19 protein-coding genes are annotated in these 20,567 nt (G+C 69.2%); 7 read left to right on the top strand and 12 right to left on the bottom strand.

The window, feature by feature from the left end; all coding sequences use genetic code 11:
• Positions 1-43: 43 nt before the first annotated feature.
• Positions 44-901, top strand: a complete 858-nt coding sequence (locus tag A5696_RS13290; RefSeq protein WP_369803333.1) for a sugar phosphate isomerase/epimerase family protein — start codon at positions 44-46, stop codon at positions 899-901.
• Between the two features lie 116 nt (positions 902-1,017).
• Here the strand turns inward: A5696_RS13290 and A5696_RS13285 are convergent, their stop codons facing one another.
• From A5696_RS13285 to A5696_RS13275, 3 genes are all read right to left on the bottom strand, one after another.
• A complete protein-coding gene (locus A5696_RS13285; RefSeq protein WP_067879053.1) occupies positions 1,018-2,016 on the bottom strand; it encodes a Gfo/Idh/MocA family protein in 999 nt (332 codons plus the stop codon).
• Positions 2,017-2,101: 85 nt separating this feature from the next.
• Positions 2,102-3,751: a cytosine permease gene (locus tag A5696_RS13280; protein WP_067879050.1), complete on the bottom strand. Its 1,650-nt coding sequence runs from the start codon at positions 3,749-3,751 to the stop codon at positions 2,102-2,104.
• Between the two features lie 81 nt (positions 3,752-3,832).
• Complete coding sequence (locus A5696_RS13275; protein WP_067879047.1) at positions 3,833-5,443, bottom strand: arylsulfatase; 1,611 nt, start codon at positions 5,441-5,443, stop codon at positions 3,833-3,835.
• A 77-nt stretch (positions 5,444-5,520) separates the two neighbouring features.
• Between A5696_RS13275 and A5696_RS13270 the strand changes: the two genes are divergently transcribed.
• The 3 genes from A5696_RS13270 to A5696_RS13260 all read left to right on the top strand — a co-directional run bounded on the left by A5696_RS13270 (position 5,521) and on the right by A5696_RS13260 (position 7,908).
• Positions 5,521-6,540, top strand: coding sequence for a nitronate monooxygenase family protein (locus A5696_RS13270; protein WP_067879044.1), 1,020 nt, complete (start codon positions 5,521-5,523; stop codon positions 6,538-6,540).
• A gap of 82 nt (positions 6,541-6,622) precedes the next feature.
• Positions 6,623-7,093 carry a GbsR/MarR family transcriptional regulator gene (locus tag A5696_RS13265; RefSeq protein WP_067879041.1) on the top strand — a complete coding sequence of 157 codons (471 nt, stop codon included), beginning with the start codon at positions 6,623-6,625 and terminating at the stop codon, positions 7,091-7,093.
• Positions 7,090-7,908, top strand: a complete 819-nt coding sequence (locus tag A5696_RS13260; protein ID WP_067879039.1) for a class I SAM-dependent methyltransferase — start codon at positions 7,090-7,092, stop codon at positions 7,906-7,908. Before A5696_RS13265 ends, A5696_RS13260 begins: the two co-directional genes overlap by 4 nt.
• Before the next feature lie 15 nt (positions 7,909-7,923).
• On the opposite strand, the gene A5696_RS13255 is transcribed toward A5696_RS13260, so the two are convergent.
• The 6 genes from A5696_RS13255 to A5696_RS13230 form a co-directional block, all read right to left on the bottom strand.
• The gene (locus A5696_RS13255; RefSeq protein ID WP_067879036.1) at positions 7,924-8,916 is read right to left on the bottom strand and encodes an alpha/beta fold hydrolase; all 993 of its coding nucleotides are present in this window, start codon (positions 8,914-8,916) and stop codon (positions 7,924-7,926) included.
• Between the two features lie 206 nt (positions 8,917-9,122).
• Positions 9,123-10,298, bottom strand: a complete 1,176-nt coding sequence (locus tag A5696_RS13250) for a serine/threonine-protein kinase (RefSeq protein WP_067879034.1) — start codon at positions 10,296-10,298, stop codon at positions 9,123-9,125.
• A gap of 208 nt (positions 10,299-10,506) precedes the next feature.
• Positions 10,507-11,775, bottom strand: coding sequence for an amidohydrolase family protein (locus A5696_RS13245; protein WP_067879031.1), 1,269 nt, complete (start codon positions 11,773-11,775; stop codon positions 10,507-10,509).
• Between the two features lie 134 nt (positions 11,776-11,909).
• Complete coding sequence (locus tag A5696_RS13240) at positions 11,910-12,683, bottom strand: class II aldolase/adducin family protein (RefSeq protein WP_067879028.1); 774 nt, start codon at positions 12,681-12,683, stop codon at positions 11,910-11,912.
• Positions 12,670-14,292: a class I adenylate-forming enzyme family protein gene (locus A5696_RS13235; RefSeq protein WP_067879020.1), complete on the bottom strand. Its 1,623-nt coding sequence runs from the start codon at positions 14,290-14,292 to the stop codon at positions 12,670-12,672. The genes A5696_RS13240 and A5696_RS13235 overlap by 14 nt, the downstream gene beginning before the upstream one ends.
• Before the next feature lie 56 nt (positions 14,293-14,348).
• The gene (locus A5696_RS13230) at positions 14,349-14,663 is read right to left on the bottom strand and encodes a hypothetical protein (protein ID WP_067879017.1); all 315 of its coding nucleotides are present in this window, start codon (positions 14,661-14,663) and stop codon (positions 14,349-14,351) included.
• 97 nt (positions 14,664-14,760) lie between these two features.
• On the opposite strand from A5696_RS13230, the gene A5696_RS13225 reads away from it, so the two are divergent.
• On the top strand, positions 14,761-15,270 hold the full coding sequence (locus A5696_RS13225) for a hypothetical protein (protein WP_067879015.1): 510 nt from the start codon (positions 14,761-14,763) through the stop codon (positions 15,268-15,270).
• A gap of 71 nt (positions 15,271-15,341) precedes the next feature.
• Positions 15,342-15,707 carry an SHOCT domain-containing protein gene (locus A5696_RS13220; protein WP_067879012.1) on the top strand — a complete coding sequence of 122 codons (366 nt, stop codon included), beginning with the start codon at positions 15,342-15,344 and terminating at the stop codon, positions 15,705-15,707.
• A gap of 28 nt (positions 15,708-15,735) precedes the next feature.
• On the opposite strand, the gene A5696_RS13215 is transcribed toward A5696_RS13220, so the two are convergent.
• On the bottom strand, positions 15,736-16,476 hold the full coding sequence (locus A5696_RS13215) for an SDR family oxidoreductase (RefSeq protein ID WP_067879009.1): 741 nt from the start codon (positions 16,474-16,476) through the stop codon (positions 15,736-15,738).
• On the opposite strand from A5696_RS13215, the gene A5696_RS13210 reads away from it, so the two are divergent.
• Positions 16,475-17,359, top strand: a complete 885-nt coding sequence (locus A5696_RS13210; RefSeq protein ID WP_067879006.1) for a DMT family transporter — start codon at positions 16,475-16,477, stop codon at positions 17,357-17,359. The two genes, A5696_RS13215 and A5696_RS13210, sit on opposite strands and share 2 nt — an antisense overlap.
• Here A5696_RS13210 and fadD1 read toward each other — a convergent pair.
• Positions 17,356-18,957: a fatty-acid--CoA ligase FadD1 gene (gene fadD1, locus A5696_RS13205; protein ID WP_067879003.1), complete on the bottom strand. Its 1,602-nt coding sequence runs from the start codon at positions 18,955-18,957 to the stop codon at positions 17,356-17,358. The genes A5696_RS13210 and fadD1 overlap by 4 nt on opposite strands.
• Positions 18,954-20,564: an NAD(P)/FAD-dependent oxidoreductase gene (locus A5696_RS13200; protein ID WP_067879243.1), complete on the bottom strand. Its 1,611-nt coding sequence runs from the start codon at positions 20,562-20,564 to the stop codon at positions 18,954-18,956. Before A5696_RS13200 ends, fadD1 begins: the two co-directional genes overlap by 4 nt.
• Positions 20,565-20,567: the final 3 nt, after the last annotated feature.

Below are 20,567 nucleotides of genomic sequence, written 5' to 3'. Positions count from 1 at the left end.
CGGGGCAACCGTGTCTCCGGCAACCGTGTGGTGAAATGTTTCGGTGGGCACCCCGGTGGCGCCGATCATCGAAGAAACAGGTGAGCCTGTGGATCGGCTCGGGATCGGTTTCCTCGGCGGGTTCGGGCTCCCGCCAGTGGAATTCGTCAACCTCACCGGCGACCTCGGCTGCAGGCACATGTCCGTTGTGGTGCGGGGAGCGCCGCTGGTGCCCCTGGGTTATCAGCCCTACTCGCTGCGCGATGCGCCGCTCAGGCGTGGCATCCTCGCGGCCATGCGGGAGCGCGACGTGACCATCTCGCTCGGCGACGGGTTCCTGGTCCTGCCCGGCGCCGAAATGGGCGGCTTCGCCGAAGATCTCGATGTGCTGGCCGAACTGGCCGTTCCCCGGATCAACGTCGTCAGCCTCGACCCCGACCTCGACCGCACCTTCGACCAATTCGCGCTTCTCGCGGAGCTTGCGGCCCAACGGGGGATCCAGACGGTCGTCGAGCCGGTACCGGGCCTGACCGTCGGTGACCTGCGCACCGCACTGGCCGCTGTGAATCACGTGGCGCGGCCCGATTTTCGCCTGCTGATCGACACCATGCACCTGGTGCGATCGGGTTCCGGCGCCGCCGAGCTGGCGGCGATCGACCCCGGCCACATCGGTTATGCCCAACTCAACGACACCACCTTGCGTCCGCGCGGCGACAACTACATGGAGGAAGCCATGTTTGAGCGCATGGTGCCCGGCGAGGGCGAATTGCCGCTGCGCGAAATCCTTTCCGCGTTACCGCCCGACATCGTCATCGAAATCGAAGTGCCACGGCGGTCGCTGGCGCTGGCCGGTGTCGCCCCGGTCGATCGCTTCCGCCCCTGTGTCGAAGCGGCGCGCCGGCTGCTGGCCGAGATTCCTTGATCCGCGTCAGGCCATCGGGGCGGCCTGGCCGAAAGGCTCGGTCCTGGCCGCGGAGCAGCGCCCTGGGCTCGAACGGGGCCAAACCCCTACACCCCGGGCAGGCGCGCAGTGCAGGTTCAGCTCGGATTGCGCAGGGGAAGCCCGGCGGCGCGATAGATCGCGTCGATGACGGTCATGTTCTCGATCGCGTCTTCCGGGGTCGTCTCAAACGGCTGAGCGCGTAGCACCGCCCCGGCGAAAGCGTCCAGTTGATAGGCGTAGGAGGGACGGCGCGAGAATCGCTCCACGCGTTTGCCCTCGGGCGACCGGACGCTCAGCCGATTGATCAGGTGCGGTAGCACCGGATTCAGGACGCGTACCTCGCCCTGTTCGCCGACCACCCGCGCGCTGATCTCCAGCAGCCGCGACGACCACATCGAGCAGCGCACCCGGCCGGCGTGCCCGCGGGCGAACCTCACCTCGGCGGTCATGGCCCGGTCGACGCGCGGGTTCCGCAATTTCGCCTGTGCCGAAACGACTTCCGGGGTCGAACCGCCGAACGTGCGCACCATGTGGACCGCGTAGCAACCCGCGTCCATCGTCGCCCCGCCGGCCAGCGAGTAGTTGTAGCGGATGTCGGAGAATCTCGGCAGCGGGAAGCACAGGGCGGCCTCCACCCGCTGGAGCTTGCCGAGCTCGCCCGAGGCGATGATCTCCTCGACGCGCCGGGTCAACGGGTGATAGCGATAGTGGAAGGCCTCCATCACCACGCGGTCCGAACTCGCGGCCAAATCCGCGATTTCGCGCGCCTCGGCGGCGTTGGCGGCGAACGGCTTTTCACACAGGACGTGCTTGCCCGCGGCCAGCGCGGCGCGGGTCCACCGGCCGTGCAGGCCGTTCGGCAGCGGGATGTAGACCGCGTCGAGGTCCGGGTCGGCGATCAGCGCTTCGTAGCTGTCGTGCACGCGGGCGATGCCGTGTTTGCCGGCGAAGGCCTTCGCGCGCGACGCATCGCGTGCCGCGACCGCGGCCACCTCGACCTCGCCGCTTTCCTTGGCCGGGTTGACGAGCGCGAGGGGCGCGATGCGGGCCGCACCCAGGATCCCGAACCGGATCGGAGCCCGATTTTCAGCCACGGGTCAGACGCTAGCACTTGGTCAGATCCGCCGCGGCCATCGCCGAAATCGACGTCGGCGCCCAGGCCCGAACTCGCCGGAATCGTCACGCGCGGGCCGGGAGCACGTGGTCGCCCACCCGGTCGGTCGACAAACACAACGAGCAGACGTGCGCGCCGTGGGTTGCACAGGCCAGCATGTCGGGGCGTTCGTAGTCGTGATGGCAGACGTGGCACTTCAACTGCTCGGCCGAGGGGTTGCCGTGGCCGTCGTACATGGGCAGGTCGATGCCGTCGTCGCTGCGCCGCAGGTAGTACCTGCCCTTCGTCGCGATCGCGAGGACGGGCGGCATCACCACCGCCAGGACGATCGCGACGAGCGGCGAATACGGCCGAAGCGCCGCGCCCAGGCCGCCGAAGAACGCGACGATCGACAGCCCCGCGGCCAGCAGCAACGAACCGAAGCCGACCGGGTTGATGGCGTACAACATGCCGCGTCGGAACTCGGGCGTCCTCGGCGACAGCTTCAGCAGGTATTTGTTGATCACGATGTCGGACGCCACCGCCACCACCCACGCCATCCCGCAGTTGGCGTAGAACCCGAGGATGGTGTTGAGGAAGTCGAACATGTTGGCTTCCATCAGGATCAGCGCGATGACGAGATTGACGCCGAGAAACACCACGCGCCCGGGATAGTGCTTGGTGACGCGGGTGAACGAGTTGGTCCACGCCAGTGAGCCCGAGTAGGCGTTCGTCACGTTGATCTTGATCTGGCTGATCACCACCAGGACCACGGCGAGCGTCAGCGCCAGCCACGGCGGCATGAAGTTGCGGTAGATCAGCAGGAACTGGTGGACCGGCTGGTTGGCGATCGGCGTCGAGCCGGCGACGTTGGAGATCAGGTAGACGGCGAGAAACAGGCCGATGACTTGCTTGATCGCCCCGAACACCACCCAGCCGGGGCCGGCCAGCAGCATCCAGGTCCACCAGCTGCGGGCGTTGGCCGGCGTCCGGGGCGGCATGAAGCGCAGGTAGTCGATCTGCTCGGCGATCTGGGCGATCAGCGAAAGACACACCCCGGCCGCCAACAATGTTGAGCCGATGTTCATTTGGCCGTTACCCGCGCGGCCGCCGTACGCGAAGAACTGGCCGATCGAGTGCGGGTGGCCGACCAGCAGATAGACGAACGGGGCGACCATCAGGATCAACCAGAGCGGCGTGGTCCAAACCTGCAGCTGGGAAAGGACTTTCATGCCATAGATCACCAGCGGGAAGATGAGCAGCGTCGAGCAGGCGTAACCCAGCCACAGCGGCACGTGAAGCCCCAACTGGAGGCCCTGGGCCATGATGGAGCCCTCGAGCGCGAAAAAGATGAACGTGAACGTCGCGAAGATGACGTTGGTGACCACCGACCCGTAGTAGCCGAAACCGCTACCGCGGGTGATGAGATCCAGGTCGATGTTGTAGCGCGCGGCGTAATAGGCCAGCGGCAATCCGGTCAGGAAGATCACCCCCGCGAAGATCGCGATGCCGCACAACGCGTTGCCGGTGCCGTAGGCGATCCCGACGTTCGCGCCGATCGCGAAGTCGGCGAGATACGCGATGCCGCCCAGGGCCGAGATGCCCACCACCGCGGTGGACCACCGTCGGTAGCTGCGCGGCGCGAAGCGCAGCGTGTAATCCTCCAGCGTCTCCCTGGCCGCCGTCATCGTGTCGAGATCGGCCGCCGCCACGGACTTCTCGATTCCGCGCGTCATCCCAGCCCCCCGCCCTTGCCCGCCGCAAATACGCGCCGAAGATAGCCGATGCGCCTGGTGGTTTCCTGTGAGGGCTGGCCGCTACAGGTCGGCGTCGTACACCGAGACAGGGCCGAGGAGCACCCCAGTTTCCTCGACGTAGCGGTCCCACAGCGCCAGCAACTCGGCGAGCTTGTCGGGCCGTGCGTCGGCCAGATCGTCGATCTCACCGGGGTCCCCGGAGAGGTCGTAGAGTTGCCAGGCGCCCGGCCCGTACGGCGCCGGCAGATACACCGCCTTCCAGTCGCCCTGCCGAATCGCCCGGCGCCCGAACAACTCCCACCCCGTGCCGGTTTCGGAGCCGTGTACCGTCTCGCTGTCGCCCGACAGATAGGAGACCAGCGAGCGACCGCGCATGGGTTCGATCGCACGGCCTCGGTAGGTGGTGCCGGGGTGGGTGACGCCCGCGAGTTCGAGGACGGTCGGGGCGATGTCCATCACGGTGGTGAACGCCGTGCCGATCTCGGCCTGCCGGGCGAAGCCGGGCCAGGTGACGAAGCCGACCACCCGGATCCCGCCTTCGGTGGTGAACGCCTTGTGCAGGCGCGACGGCGCGGTGGCGGCCTGCGCCCACCGGGGGCCGTACCAGATGAACGAGCTGGCTCGGCCCAGGTTGTCGAGGCTGTTGTCGCAATACTTTTCGATCTGCGCGACGATCTGGGGGCCACGCAGCGGCATCGCCTCGACCATCGCGCCCTCGGCGCCGTTGTCGGACAAGAAGATCACGACCGTGTCGTCCAGCTCCCCCGTTTCGGCCAGGTAGTCGATCACCCGCCCGATGTTGTGATCCATCCGGTCCACCATCGCCGCGTAAACCTCCATGCTGCGGGCCGACCGCGCGCGCTCGTCGTCGGTCATGTCAGCCCACTCGGGAGCGCCGTCGGCCACGACGGGGTGTGGCACCACGTCGGGCGGGCACAGGCCGAGCTTCTTCAGCGCCTCCAGGCGGGCCTCGCGCAACGCGTCCGGGCCCGCGTCGTAGCGGCCGCGATAGGCCGCGATGGATTCGTCCGGCGCCTGCAGCGGCCAGTGTGGCGCCTGGAAGGGCAGGTAGGCGAAGAACGGGCGGTCTTTATTTTCAGGGTCGTCGGGACGTTCGCGGAGGTACCGCAGCAGCGTGTCGGTGTAGGAGTCGGAGGAGTAGAAGTCGTCGCCAACGGTGACGAACTGGTCGTCCTCGGTGTAAAGCGTTGCCACCGGCGAGAATCCGCCGCCCGCGGCGGGGCCGTAATGGCTGGCGCCGGCCGGCAGCAAGGCGAACGAACGCTCGAACCCCCGAGCCCACGGCGAGGTCTCGATGGTGTGACCGAGGTGCCACTTGCCCGACATCAACGTCAGATATCCGGCGTCGCGCAGCAGTTCGGGCAACGCCACCACGCGGTCGTTCAGGTAGCCCTCGTAGCCGGGCGCGCCCTGAAATCCGGGCGCCGCGACCTCGAGCATCGTGCCGATCCCGGCGATGTGGTGGTCGGTCCCCGTCAGCAGCATCGCCCGGGTGGGTGAACAGGCCGGGGCGGAATGAAAATCGGTGAACCGGACGCCCGCGCGGGCCAGCCGATCCAGGTTGGGCGTATTGATCTCGCCGCCGAACGCGCCGATATCCGAAAACCCGAGGTCGTCGGCCACGATCACGAGGAAGTTGGGTCGCTTCACGGTCAAGCATCCTGTCAGGTCCGGGGCCGGGATGGAACGCCGGAGCCGCCTCGGCACCAGCGGGCTATTGTCGATGAATGCTGGCAGAGTTCGGGATGTCCGTTCCGCTCGTCGCCGCCCCGATGTCGGGCGGTCCCACCACGCCGGCGATGGTGTCGGCCGCGACCCGAGCGGGCGCCCTGGGCATGCTGGCGGCCGGCTACAAGAGCGTCGACGCCGTCGAAGCGGAGATCAAGAAGGTCCGCGCCGAGGGAATCCCGTTCGGCATCAACCTGTTTGCGCCCAATCCCCTGCCGATCAACGCCGACGACTACCGGGCCTATGCGGCGATCGTCCAGAAGGACGCCGACCAGTTCGGCATTACCCTGCCGCCGGAGCCGATCGGGGACACCGACAGGTTCGACGAGAAGATCGCGTTGCTGCTCGACGACCCCGTGCCGATGGTGTCGTTCACCTTCGGCATACCGCCGCGCGACGTCATCGCGGCCCTGCAACGCGCCGACAGCGTCGTCGTCCAAACGGTGACGACGCCGGAGGAGGCGGCGCTGGCCCACGAAGCCGGCGCCGACATGCTGGCCGTACAGGCGGCGGCCGCCGGGGGGCATTCGGGCACGCTCTCGCCACGTCGGCCACTGACGCCGGTGCCGATCGCGGACCTCGTGCGACAGGTCGCGGCGACCGTTCCGCTGCCGATCATGGCCGCCGGCGGGCTCGCCACCCCGGCCGCGGTGGCCGACGTGATCGGCGCCGGCGCCGCGGCGGCCGTCGTCGGAACCGTGTTGCTGCGCGCCACCGAGAGCGGCGCCTCGGCCACCCACCAGGCGGCCCTGACCGATCCGGCTTACACCGAAACGGTGATCACCCGGGCGTTCACCGGCCGCCCGGCGCGCGGACTGCGCAACGCGTTCATCGACGCCCACGAAGCCGAGGCCCCGCTGGGCTATCCGGCGATTCACTACCTCACCACCGGGATGCGCAAAGCCGCCGCGGCCGCGGGCAAGCCCGACTACGTCCACCTCTGGGCGGGCACGGGGTTTCGGCAGGCCACCGCCGAGCCCGCGGCGGACATCCTGCGGCGGCTGGCATCCGGCCTCTGATCATCGCCTCGTCCCTTCCCACAGCCGGCACGGCGCTGTACATTACGTTTAGTACGTACTGAACGAACAGTGTGAGGTCGTGATGTCGCCGGAAGAGGCCGAGTTCGTCGACCGCCTCGGGCTGTTCTTCGAGCTCCTCGGCGCCACCCGCACCATGGGCCGGGTGTACGGCTGGCTGCTGATCTGCGATCCGCCGCGGCAGTCGTTGACCCAGCTGGCCGACGCGCTGTCGGTGAGCAAGGCGTCCATCAGCACCGTTGCCCGGCAACTGCTGGAAGGCGGCATGGTGCAGCGCCTGCCGAGCCCCGACCGCCAGCATCTCTACCGGGTGGCGCCGGGCGGGTTCACCAGCGTGCTGGAAACGCAGCTGTCGCTGATGCGGCTGGGCATCGAGCCCGCCGAGTTCGCTCTGTCCGTGCTGGGTGACGACCGCGCCGAGCAACGGCAGCGTGTCGAGGACTTCCGCGATTTCTGCGAGTTCTGCACCCGGGACTATCGCGAGGAGCTGATGCGCCTGTGGACCGAATATCGGGAGGGGAAAAGGCAGCCATGACTTTGACGGACAAAGTCGACTTCAGCGACGTGGCGTGGGGTTCGGTGGAGTGGACGAACCTGTGCACCCTGTATCTACGGGCATACGAAAGCCGTTCGCCCGCGCCCATTCTCGGGGACACCGCCGCCGCTGAGGCGGTGGACCGCATCGATTACGACTGGGCCCGGATGCGTCGCGCCATGCGCCCGGGCTCCAACCAGTACATGGTCACCATGCGCGCCAAACAGCTCGACGACTGGAGCGCCAACTTCCTGCGCCGCCATCCGGACGCCGTCGTGCTGCACCTCGGCTGCGGCATGGACACCCGGGCGTTGCGGCTGAACCCACCGAATACCGTGCGGTGGTTCGACGTCGATCAACCCGACGTGATCGCGTTGCGCCGCAAGCTGTACGACGACCGTGACGGCTACCGGATGATCGGCTCGTCGGTGACCGACGACTGGCTGGACGAGGTCTCGACGGATCGTCCCATGCTGATGGTCGCCGAGGGGCTGGTGATGTATCTGACCGAACCCGAGGTGCGCACGCTGCTGCGGCGCCTCACCGACCGGTTCGGCAGCGGGGAACTCCTGTTCGACACCGTGTCGCCGATGGGTCCCCGGCTGTCCAAGCTGTTCACCAAGGGCATCACCAAATGGGGCATCCGCGACGCCCGCGAGATCGAGCGATGGAACCCGCGCCTGCGCCTCCTCGAGCGGTCCACCGCGGGGGCGCTCTGCGAGCGGATACCCTCGGCGCCGCTGCGGCTGCTGTGGCGCCTGGTCAACGCCACGCCCCTGCGCAACTACGACGTGCTCAACCGCTTCGCTTTCTGACGCGTCCTCCGCTGGTCAGCTGGCCGCACCGCGAACGGCCGGTGCCCGCATGCCCATCACGCGGTCGATCGCCTCGCCGACGCACTGCGGGTGCTCCCCGAGCAGCATGTGCCCGGCCCCCGGCCGGTGCAGGTGGGTCGCGTCGGGTATCGCGGCGACCATGTCCCGCGCGTGCTCGGCCGGCGTCGTCTTGTCCGCTCCGCCGCTGATGACGATCGTGTTGGCGACAATCGAGGCCAGCGCCGCGTACTGGTCGTAGCGCTTCAGGCTGGGCAGGAAGCCGGCCGCGGTCGTCAGCGAGACCGAGCGGATGGCGGATGCGGTGAGAGCCGCGGCGCCGTTGCGGTCGGCGCCGGTGTACTTGATCAGACCGTCGACGACGGGCCGCACAAATCCCCTGATCGTCTTGTCCATGGCGCGGCGGGGCAGGTGGTGAACGAGGTCGAACAGCAGCTCGGTGGCGCGGCTGCCCAGCAAGCGGCCGAGCCCGCGCTCGGCCAGCCGACCCGCCGCGGTGGCGACCAGGACGAGGCCCTGCGGGTCCACCGGGCGCTCGGCGGCGGGGCGGGCCAGGTATGCGAGCGCCGTCATGCCGCCCATCGAGTGGCCGGCCAGCGTGAGCGGTCCGTCCACGCGCAGGATGGTGAGTACCTCGGACAGGTCGGCGGCGAGCCGGTCGATGCGGTACGTGTGCATGTCGGCGCCGGTCGAGCCACCGTGGCCGCGGTGATCGTAGGTGATGATCCGAAGGCGGTCGCCCCACTGGCGCTTCAGGTGCCGGACCTGTAGTTCCCAGCTCGCCTGCGTGAGGCAAAGGCCGTGCAGCAGGACCACGGTGTGCTCGCGACCCGCCGGGTTGTGGTCGCGGACCGCCAGGCGCACGCCGTCGCTGGTGACCACAGTGCGCTCGACATAACCGTTGCGCTTGGCGTCCAGTCGTTGCGGAAACGGCTGGGCGGCAGCGCGATACGCATTTGTTCCCGTAGTCAGGTCTGGCTGAGTGAACACGGCGGACTCCTGCTCGGTGCGATGTCGAGCGGGTCCCGACACCTTGTGCACTCGAAGCTACGGAGCGGCGCCGGCGCCGGCGCGCTTGTGCGCAATAGCCACGCAACAAGCGATTTTCAGCTTTTGCGCATTGTGCTCACCGGCACTCGGGTCACCCGGGCCGGGAATCAGACCCCTTGCTGCGCAACGTGATTCGCCCGGTTTGGCTAGTCGCCTGCCGGGCCGTCGTGTCCCTTGCCGTGGCCCTTACCGGGCCCGTGCGGTGGCGGAGCCGGCGCCGGAGGCTGTTCCGTCGGAGGGGGCGGCGGCACGGGATTGTTGACGGGTACCGGCGACGGGGTGCTGGTGGTCACCGGTTCGGTGGGCGTGGGCACCGGCGCGGGGTTGGCCGCGAACGCGAAGAGCACGACAAGCACCGCCAGCACCGCCCCGAGGGTGGCCAGCAGCTTCTTGTGGCGGCCCGACAGCCGCGGGACGGGCGGCGGCGCAGATGGGTTCACGACAGGGGGAGGCAGCGGCATGTCCAGCACCTTGGTCGGCGGCCGCGGCGGTGCGGCGACCGCGCCAGTGATCCGGCGGCCGTGCAAGACGTCTCGCATCTCCTCGGCGCTACCGAAACGGTGGCGAGGATCGGGTGCCATCGCGCGCTCGATGACGGTGAGCAGGGCGGGGTCGACGTCGGGGCGCAACCGGGCAAGCGGCGGCGGCCGGTCGTGCAGGATGGCGCGGGCGAGCGCGGCCATGTTGTCCTGTGGGAAGGGCCGATGCCCGGCCAATGCCTCGTAGCCGACGACGCCGACGGCATACAGGTCATCGGCCACCGTGGCGGGCGCGCCGGCGAGGCGCTGGGGGCTCAGGTAGGCGATGGTGCCGACGACCTGGCCGGTCTGCGTGTACGCGACACCCGGGGTCTTGGCGATCCCGAAGTCCGCGACCTTCATGACTCCGCCGTCGGCGGACAGCAGAACGTTGCCCGGCTTGATGTCCCGATGCAGGATTGCGGCACGGTGCGCCGCCGTGAGCGCGGCGAGAATGTTGTCGAGCGTCGCGCGGGTGTCCGGCGGCGGGAGAGGACCACCCGCGATCTGGTCGGCCAGGGTGATGCCTGGCAACCGCTCCATCACGATGAACGGCATCCCATTGTGCTCGCCACTGTCGTGGACCGCGACGATGTTCGGATGGTTCAGCGCGGCCGCCGCGCGCGCCTCCGCGTCGAATCGGCTGCGCATGTCGGTCCGCGTATTGAGCGCCGGGTGCAGCAGCTTGATGGCGACGGGGCGACCCAACCGGGTGTCCCAGCCGTCGCGGACCTCGGCCATGCCGCCACCGCCCAGCCTGCCGCGCACCTCGTAGCGGCCGGCCAGCAATACGAGGGTGTTCATTCGCCCTGCCAATCCCGTGCGACCTTGTTGACGATCGTGCGTTGGACGCAAAGACGGACGTCCAGGCTCGGCTACCCGAAGACCCGCGGTTCGAAACCCGCGCCCGCAACCGTCTGCCCCACACTTTTGCGCGTTGTGCTCGGTCGGCGAGTCGCGCTGGGCGGCGGCGACTGCGCGTGCCCCCGGCAATTGAGCCGCGAGGACGGTTTCAGAACGCCTCGGGATCCCGTTGGACCTCGACCGGAACCGGATGCCGATACAGGCGAGACGCGTTCTCCCAGCTGATCTTCCGGATGGCGTAGGGCGGCAGGTCGCCGATTTGTTCATGGATGGTCTGTTGGGTGTGCGGCCAGGTGGAGTCGCAATGCGGGTAGTCGGCTTCGAGCATGATGTTGTCCACGCCGATCCGGTCGCGCTGCACGAACGACGACTTGTCCTCCACGGCGCAGAACCAAAAGTTCCGGGTGAACACCTCGCCCGGGGTGAGGCTTTCGCCGAGCGCCTCCCAGGTGCCGTACATGGCGTGGTAGCTGAGCATGTGGTCGAGGCGGTCGAGCAGCCCGGCCACCCACCCGATTCCGCCTTCCGACAGGCAGATCTTCAGTTCCGGGAACCTGCTGGGCAGGCCGGAGTACAACCAGTCGACCGCGGCGGAGATGGCGTAGGCGAAGAACAGCACGCCCTGGACGTCCGGGGGCGCGTCGTCGGTGGTGGACGGCGAGGATCCCGACGACCCGATGTGCAGGTTCACGACGGTGCCCGTCTCGGCGCACGCCGCCATCATGGGGTCCCAGTGGCCGGAGTGGATGCTCGGCAGTCCGAGCATCGCCGGGTTCTCGCTGAACGTGATGGCGTGAAATCCGCGTTCGGCGTTTTCGCGGATCATCGTCGCGCCGAGTTCGGGGTCCAGCAGCCACGGCAATTGGCAGGCGATGATGCGGTCGGGATACGAACCCGCCCACACCTCGAGGTGCCAGTCATTCCAGGCGCGCACGGAGGCCAGGGCCAGGTCCCGATCCGCCGTCACCTGCTGCAGCCGCTGACCGGCGAAGCCCGGAAGGAAGGACGGGAAATTCAGCGAGGCGTAGATGCCGTTCAGGTCCATGTCCTTGATGCGCTCGTGGATGTCCCAAGCGCCCCTGCGCATCTCGTCGAAGCGGACCGGCTCGAACCCGTACTCGGCGACCGGCCGCCCCACCACGGCGTTGAATCCGACGTTCGGGAGTTCCCGGCCGTCGTAGACCCAGGTCTGTCCCCCGTTCCCGGTCTCCACGACCCTGGGGGCGCGGTCGGCGAACTTTCGCGGTAGGCGCCCGGTGAAGGTGTCCGGGGGTTCGACGATGTGGTCGTCGGCCGAGATCACCGTGTAGCGGCGTGGCGCCCGGGGCGGGTCGGGCAAGAACGTGACCGAGCGCTGCTCCCCGGTTTTCGCCGTGGTGAAGTTCAGGTCACCGGCCAGCTCATCGATCGATTTCACTCGTCAATCTCCTTGCCGCGGCGGGGCGCTCGAGTGTGCAGTTATGGCTTTGTGTGTGAGCTGACGGCGCAGCCGCCCGGCGTGTCGCCACCATGACTGCACACTCGACGCCGTCACCGCACACTCGAGGGCGATCACGTGAGCACATCGGGGTCGGCCTTGATCGTCATCCGTGCGGCCCCCGCCCAGTACACGTCGGCGGCACGCTCGATGAGCGACCGCTGCATGCCCGCCATGTCCGACCAATTCATCTGCACCGGCTCCTTGCCGGTGAGCGTGACGTCGTAGGCCAGCTTGCACACCCGCTCGATCGATGCCGCCCGGTATACGGCCTCCGGGAGGTTGCGGCCGGTCGCGATCACGCCGTGGTTGGCCAGGATCGTCAGGTTGGCGCCGCCGATGCGCGCGGCGAGATCGGCGGCGCGGGCGGGGCTGTCGATTTCCCCGTCGTAGGTGTCGACGAGGCACAGGTCGTCGAGGTAGAGCGAACCGGTCTGGTGCACGAGCTCGGGGAGCCTGCCCAGCGCGGCGAGCACGCACACGTAGTAGGGGTGGTTGTGAATGACCACCCGGGCGTCGTCGCGGACCCGGTGCAGCTCGGTGTGGATGTGGATGGCCGGCGTCACATCCCAGCGACCGCGGACCACCCGCGCGTCGCTGTCCACGACGCAGATGTCCGATGCGGTGAGCTCCTGCCACCACAGTCCCCACGGGTTGACGAACATGTCCGTTTGGCCGTCGAGCTGCCAGGTGATGTGTCCGGCCATGTTCTCCGCGAATCCGATGCCGGCGAGGTGGCGAAAGGCGATCGCGAGCGCCTGTTCGTCGGACAGCTCGACTCCGATCGGCGGCACCACCGACGGCGCCCACACCTCGAGACCACCGCGCCGCGCGTCAGGAGCGTTCATGATCGGCCTCCATCCTGGTTCGAATGTCCTCGCGGAGCACGCCTTTGGCAACCTTGCCCCCGGACGATCGCGGAAGTTCGTCGACCACGATGAGCCGCTCGGGCAGGAGTTCCTTCGAGACCCCCTGCGCCAGCAGATGGTCGACGAGCTCGGGCAGGTCGATGGTCGCAGAGTCGACGAGTTCGGTGTACACGCAGACCTTTTCGCCGAACACCGGATCGGGCATCGCGACCGCGGCCGCCACCGCGATCGCGGGGTGGGTTGCGACGGTGTCCTCGACCTGGGTCGCGCTGATGTTCTTGCCGCCGCGCAGGATGAAGTCGGAAGTGCGGCCCGTGACGGTCAGATAGCCCTCCGCGTCGATCTCGCAGAGGTCGCCCATGCGCATCCAGCCGTCGGCGGTGAACAGCTTGTCGTGATCGGTCCCGCCGAGGTACCCGAGGCTGGTCGCCGGCCCCCGGCACGCGGGCTGGCCGCGCCCCGATGCGGTGACGTCGCGGTCCCCGTCGAAGAGCCGGACCGCCATTTCCGGAACGATGCGGCCGCCCGTGCGGAGCCTGCGTTCGCGCGAGTCATGGACCGTCGTCGCGCTGAGCATCCCGGTCTCGTTGGAGCCGTAGAACTGCAAGATCTTCGCGCCGGTGAGCTCCTCGAACTCGGCGGCCGGCCGGTAGGGCAATGCCTCGCCGCCGGCGAAAACGACGCGCAGCGAGCTCAGGTCGTGCTCGCGACAGGCCGGATCCGCGATCAGCATCGTCAATTGCGTGCTCACACAACACAACACGGTGACCGCGTGGCGGGCGATCGCCTCGCATGCCGCGCGCGCGGTGAACCGCTGCATGATCACCGCCGTGGCGCCGAGGTAGATCGGCGTGGTGTGGCTGGTCCACAGCCCGAAGCCGAAAGGCGTGGGGATGACCGGCAACAAGACGTCGTCCGGCGTCAGCAATCCGTTGGCCACGGCCTTGCGGTGGAAGTAGTGCCAGCGGTTTTGCGTGTGTACCACGCATTTGGGCAGGCCGGTCGTGCCGGAGGTGGAATTGATGAGAAACACGTCGTCGGGGCCCAGCGGTGAGGACGCGCTCAACGCCCCGGGCGGGGTGTCGACGTTGAGCCGCAGCGCGGCGGGCTCGCCGCTCAGGACCAGCACGGACACCGGGGTTTCGCCGGCCACCTGCGCGGCCGCCTCGCCGTGCTGTGGGTCGCTGATCAGCATCTTCGGTCGCGAATTGCGCAGTATCGCCGCCAGCTCGCGGGTGCCGGCGCGCGCACCGACGCCGACCACGACGGCGCCGCACCGTTCGATCGCGACGAACAGCACGTGGATGGCGGTGGAGTCGCCGTGCCACACCGCGACCCGATCGCCGCGCAGCACACCGGCGCCCGCCAGTCGCTCCGCCAGTTCGGTTGCCGCACGGTCGAATTCACGCCAGGTGAGCGACGCCCCGAGATCGTCGATGTAGGCGGGACGTTCGGGTGCCGATTCGGCGTTGCGACGCACCGCGTCCGACAGCGTCGAATCGGACCACCAACCGGCGGCGCGGAACCGGGCCGCGTCCTCGTCGGTGAATGCCGGCGAGCCCACAGCATCCAGCCCAGCGGCGCTCATTCCCAAATGATAGGAAAACGGCCCCTGAATGGGTTGGGAAGCCCCGTCGCGGCGCCCTACGGATTCTGCGGGGCGGGCGGGTTGTGCTGGTTGGTGCCCGCGGTGCCCGGGCGGGGGTGCGGCGTCGGGCAGGTGATGCGCGGAATGCAGCCGCAGTTGAGGCCGATAATGCAGGCGCCCCCACCGGCGGGCTGCACGGGCAGGGCCCCGCCCCCATCGCTGTCGGTCTGGGCAACGGCGGACGAAGCGCTGGCCGCGGTGTGCGGCGGCTCGCCGGCGCCGAACTGCCCGCCCGCGAGGCCCACTCCGACCGCAAACAGCAGCGCGGCCCCGCACGCCGCGGCGGCCGGTTTGCTTTTGCGATTCGTCACGGCTCTCACTGTAATTTCCGTTCGCGAGATGCGCACAGCGACACAGGGTGCTTTAGTCAAATCCTACGAAAGCTGCCAGCACGGGAGGCGGTGGCCCATGCGGACCACGCGCAGGGCCGGGCTCTGGCCGGGGCTGCTCGGCGGCGCCGTCGCCGGGGCGGCGGGCACCACGGCGCTCGACGTGATCACCTACCTGGATATTGCGGTGCGGGGCCGGCCGATCAGCACGACGCCCGAACGAACCGTCGAGGCCATGGCCGGGCTGTTCGGCTGCACGGTGCCCGGGACCGGCGATGTCCTGGCCAACCGACTCCTCGGCCTCGGCGCGCTGACCGGCTATGCCGCGGGCATCGGGATGGGCCTGGTTCTGGGGCTGGCCTACGGCCTGGGGTGGCGCCCGCGCCTGCTGGTGGCCACGCTGGTCGCCACCGCGATCGCCCTGATCGGCACCAATGGGCCGATGACCGTGCTCGGGGTGACCGACCCGCGAACGTGGGGCGTCGCGGGGTGGATCAGCGATCTGGTCCCGCACCTGGGCTACGGGGTCGTCACCGCGCTGGTGCTGCATTACCTGTATCGGGCGCCGGCCGGTTCTTGGGATCGGTAGCGACGCAGCGGGTTTCCACTTGCCGCGTGACCGCTGCGACGCGGCGGCGCTGCGCAAGGAGGAACCCGCGAATGAAGATCAAGGCCGCAATCCTGCTGTTCGGGGCGCTGTTCGCCCTGTTGCTGCTGGCGCGGTATTTCGCGCTGAGCCGCTCGGGCCTGCCGCCGGGGTGGATGCTCTACCTCGGGCTGCCGATCGTCGCCGCCGGTGTGCTGTTCGCGCTGCGGCTGATCAACCTCGGCGCGGGATGGGGCGCCGGTGATGTGGGCCGCGACGTCGCGGCGCCGATGCGTCCGATCGCGCTTTCGCAGTCGGAACCGCCGGCGCAGGCCTCGGTCTCGGAGCAGCTCCGGGAGCTCGAGGGGCTTCGTGCCGACGGCGCCATCAGCGACACCGAGTACAGCGCGCGCCGACTCCGCATCATCTCCGAACTGTGAGCCGGTCCGGTCGGCCATCACCGTGGCCCTAGCCCTGGACCGTCGGGCGAATGACGACCTCGCCGATCTCGACATCGTGGGGTTGTTCGATCGCGAAAGCTACGGCGCGCGCCACGGCCGCGGGCGGCAGCCCGAAATCGCTCATCGTGCGGCGGGTTTGCTCGCGCAGGGCCGGGTCGTCGATGGACGAGTCGAGTTCCGTGTCGACGAATCCCGGTGATATCGAGGTGGTTCGGATCACGCCGTCGGTCGACTCCTGACGCAGCGCTTCCATCACGGTCCGCACGGCATTCTTGGTGGCCGCGTACACCGCCATGGTGGGCACGATCTTCAACCCGGCCGTCGACACGGTCGTCACGAAGTGCCCCCGGCCCTGGCGACGAAAGACCGGTAGGGCCGCGGCGATGCCGTGCAGCACCCCGCGCAGGTTGACGTCGATCATCGCCGACCAGCCGTCGACGTCGCCGTCTGCCATCGGCCCGATCTTGCTGATGCCGGCGTTGCTCACCAGGACGTCGAGCCGGCCGAAGTCGTTGACGGCCCTATCGACCAACCGCTCGACGTCCGCACGGCGCGCGACATCGCCGGGGCAGGTGGCGACGGCTCCCCCACTGGCGCGGATCCGGTGTGCGACGTCGTCGAGGCGCTCGGCGCGCCTTGCGCCGAGGACTACGCTGGCGCCTCGCCCGGCGAGTAGCCGCGCGGTCGCCTCGCCGATCCCGCTGCTCGCGCCGGTGATCGCGACGACCTTCCCCTCGATGCCGTTCATGGCGCGTCCCTTCGTCTCGTATGGTCATTCCGTGCTGATCGGGTTTCTGCTCGCGCTGGGTTGCTCGGTCTGTTACGGCGCCGCCTCGGTGTTGCAGGCCGTCGCGACGCGGTCGGTGGAACCCGCCGGCAGGTCGGGCGTCGACGCGGTACTGCTGATGCGCGCCGTCCGGCAGTGGCGCTACCTCGCCGGCATCGGCCTCGACGGCCTCGGGTTTCTGCTGCAGGTGATCGCGCTGCGTTTGGTGCCGATCTATGTCGTCGCCGCGGCGCTGGCCGCTTCGATCGCGGTCACCGGCATCGTATCCGCCTGGGTGCTGTCGGCGCGGTTGTCACGGCCGGAGTGGACGGCCGTCGGGGTGGTCTGTGCGAGCCTCGTCGCGCTCGCCTGCGCGGCCGGGCCGGGGCACTTCCGTCACGCCCCGGCCGGGCTGGGTTGGGCGCTCATCGGCGTGGTCGCCGCGATATTCGTCGCCGGCGCGGCCGCGGGCCGGCTCCGCGATCGCGAACGCGCGCTCGCCCTCGGGTTCGGTGCCGGAAGTGGATTCGGTGTCGTCGAGGTCGGCGTGCGCCTGATGGATGTGATGGATCCGACCAAGGCCGCGTTCTACACCAACCCGGCCCTGTACGCGGCCGCCGGCGGCGGGGCGGCGGGATTTCTGTTGCTCACCTCCGCGTTGCACCGCGGCTCGGTGACCACCACGGTCGCCGCCATGGTCGTCGGCGAGACGATCGCTCCCGCGCTCGTGGGGGTGGTGTGGCTGGGTGACAGCGCCCGCGACGGTCTCGGCTGGTTGGTGGTCCTCGGATTCGTGGTCGCGGTGTCGGCGACGCTGGTTTTGGCCCGCTTCGGCGAAGCCCCCACTCCCGCCGAGTCCGGCTAGGTCTCCGCCGCGGGATAAGCCGAATAGGTCGTGCCACGCGGCGGGCGCGTCCACAGCACGCCGCCTTGGGCGCTGATGCCGGCGGCGATCAACTCCCGCTTGAGGACCTTGTTGGTGGCAGTCGCCGGCAGGCCGTCGTTGATGCGCACGTAGCGCGGCCACGCCTTCGGCGACAGGTCGGGCTGCGCGGCCAGGAACTTCTCGAAATCCGCCGGCTCCAAGGGCATCCCGTCGCGGAGCACGACGGCGGCCATCACCTGGTCGCCGACGCGCTCGTCGGGCACCGCGTAGACGGCGACCTGGCTGACCTGCGGCAGCCGTTCCAGGATCCGCTCGATCGGCGCCGCCGCCAGGTTCTCGCCGTCGACGCGCATCCAGTCCGCCGTGCGGCCGGCCAGATAGATCCAGCCGTCGGCGTCGCGGTAGGCCAAATCGCCCGACCAGTACATGCCGTGCCGCATGCGCTGCGCCGTCGCGGCCGGATCGTTGTAGTAGCCGGTGAACGGCCCCGCGCCCTGGGTGTTGACGAGTTCACCGACCGCGTCGTCGAAGTTGACCAGCGCGCCGTGTTCGTCAAAGCGCGCGACGGCGCACTCCTGCAACGTCGCCGGGTTGTAGACGGCGACGCCGGGGTAGGGCTTGCCGATCGATCCGGCCGGGGCGCCGTCCTCGCGGACGACGATCACGGCGAACTCGCTGGAGCCGAAGCTGTCGATCACCCGGCAGCCGAAACGCCTTGCGAATTCGGCGATGTCACGATCGGTGGCCTCGTTGCCGAACGCGATCCGCAGGGTCGTGTCGGCGTCGTCGGGGCGTTCGGGGGTGGCGAGGATCAGGGCGAGGGGCTTGCCGACATAGTTCAGGTAGGTGACGTTGTGACGGCGCACGTCGTCGATGAAGCGCGACGGCGAGAACCTGGCGGGGACCATGGTGGCGCCACTGCCGATCGCGACGGCCCACCCCGCGGCGATCCCGTTGGAGTGAAACAGCGGCATCGCCAGGTAGCAGACGTCATCGGCGGTGACGTCGTACTGGAAGATCAGGCTGGCCCCGCACATGATCGCCATCCCGTGCGCGAACCGGACGGCCTTGGGGTCACCGCTGGTGCCGGAGGTGAAGATCATCATGAGGGTGTCGGCGGCGGTGACCTCGCGGTGGGCCACCAGCGGTGGTGCCGCGGCCACGGCCTGGGCGTAACGCCCCGAACCCACGTCGATGACCTGAATCCCGTTGAGATCCAAGGCGTTCAGCAGCGGCAGGTGCTCGTCGTCGGCGAGCAGGATCTGGCAGTCGGATCGCCGGATGTCGGCGAGCAGGCCGGCACCGCGGCGGGTGGTGTTGATGCCGCACAGCACATATCCGCCCAGTGCGGCGGCCGCCATGGCGCGCAGCATCGCCGGGGAGTTGCCGAGCAGGGCGCCGACATGCAGCGGGCGGTCCGGATCGGCGAGACGGATGAGCGCGGCGGCCTCGGCCTCCGCCTCGGCGAGGTGTTGGCGCCACGTCCAGGTCCGCTCGCCGTGGGCGATCGCGGCGGTGTCGTCGTTGCGGCGCCGCCGCAGCAGCTGCTGAACCGTCTCCGGCCCTGGTGCGCTCATCGGGTCGTCAGCACCAATCCGGCATAGCCGTGTTCGGCCACCGCCTCGCAATGGCGCCGGTACGTGCCGAATCCGCCGGCGTAGGGCATGAAGACCCGTTTCTTGCCCTCGATGTTGGCGCCCAGATACCACGACGACGAAGCCTTCGGGAACAACGTCTTCCCGGCGGCTTGTGCGACCTCATCGGTCCAGGCGTCCGCCGCATCCCGGCGGGGCTCGACCTCGCGCACGCCCAGCCGGCGGGCCGTCAACATCAGTTCCAGGACCCAGTCGACCTGAACCTCGGCGTGCAGCACCATGTTGGCCAGCACGGACGGGCTGCCGGGGCCGCTGATGGCGAACAGATTCGGCAGGCCGGGGACCATCAGCCCCAGAAACGTCACGGGGCCGTCGGCCCAGATGTCGCGCAGCCGGTCCCCCCGGGGCCCGGTCGGGTCGATGCGGGCCAGCGCGCCGGTCAGCGCGTCGAAGCCGGTCGCGAAGACGAGCACGTCGCACGGGTAGGTCGCCGCGGCGGTTCGCACCCCCTCGGGGACGATCGCGTCGATCGGCTCGCGCCGCAGGTTCACCAGCCGGACGTTGTCCCGGTTGAAGGTGGCGTAGTAGCCGGCGTCGGTGCAGATGCGCTTGGTACCGATCGGGTGGTCGACCGGGATCAGGTCCGCGGCGACGACGGGATCGTGGACGATCTCCCTGATCCGCTCCTCGGCGAACTCCCGGGCGACGTCGTTGGCGGCGGGGTCGGAGTTCTGGTCGGGGAAGGTTTTGGCGAACAGGACCCCGCCCTCGCGCCAGCGCCGCCACAGGGCTTCGGTCCGCTCGTGCGGTTCGGTGTCGAGCGCCTTTTTGTGGTAGGTGCCGTGCGGTGTGCCCGCCGACGCATAGGCCGAGAGCCGGCGCCGCTCGGGATAGTCCTCCCGGATCCGCCGCTGTTCCTCCGCGGTCCACGGGCGATTGGGCATCGGGATGCTGTAGTTCGCCGATCGCTGGAACACCACGAGTCGCTCGGCCTCGCCGGCGATGATCGGAACCGCCTGAATCCCAGACGAACCCGTGCCGATCAGCCCGACCCGCTTGCCGCGCAGCTCGGGATCCTCCCCCGGCCAGGCGGCGGTGAAGTACACCTCGCCCGCGAAATCCCCGACGCCGGGGATGTCGGGGCGGTTCACCGCGGACAGGCAGCCGGTGGCACACACGAGAAACTGCGCGGTGTACGCCTCGCCGGCCTCCGCAACACCGGCCGTGCGCACGCGCCAGCGCCCGGCCGCTTGCTCGAAATCGGCACCGATCACGTCGACGCCGAACCGGTAGTGGCGGCGCAGATGGAATCGATCGGCCACGTGCCGCAGATAGGCCAGGATCTCCGGCTGCGCGGCGAAGCGTTCGCTCCACGTCCAGCTCTGCTGCAGCTCGGCGTCGAAAGAGTATGAGTAGTCGACGCTTTCGACGTCGCAACGCGCGCCGGGGTACCGGTTCCAATACCAGGTGCCCCCCACGTCGGGAGCCGCCTCGATGCCGATCACCGACAGGCCCGCCGAGGCGGCCCGGTGCACGGCGTAGAGCCCGCCGAATCCCGCGCCGATGACGATGACGTCGGCCGAAGGCATCGG

Origin of the sequence: Mycobacterium sp. E2699 (assembly GCF_001666745.1) — a bacterium.
Classification (GTDB): domain Bacteria; phylum Actinomycetota; class Actinomycetes; order Mycobacteriales; family Mycobacteriaceae; genus Mycobacterium.
The sequence above is the reverse complement of the archived record's forward strand: the minus strand, read 5'-3'. Positions and strand labels throughout refer to the sequence as shown.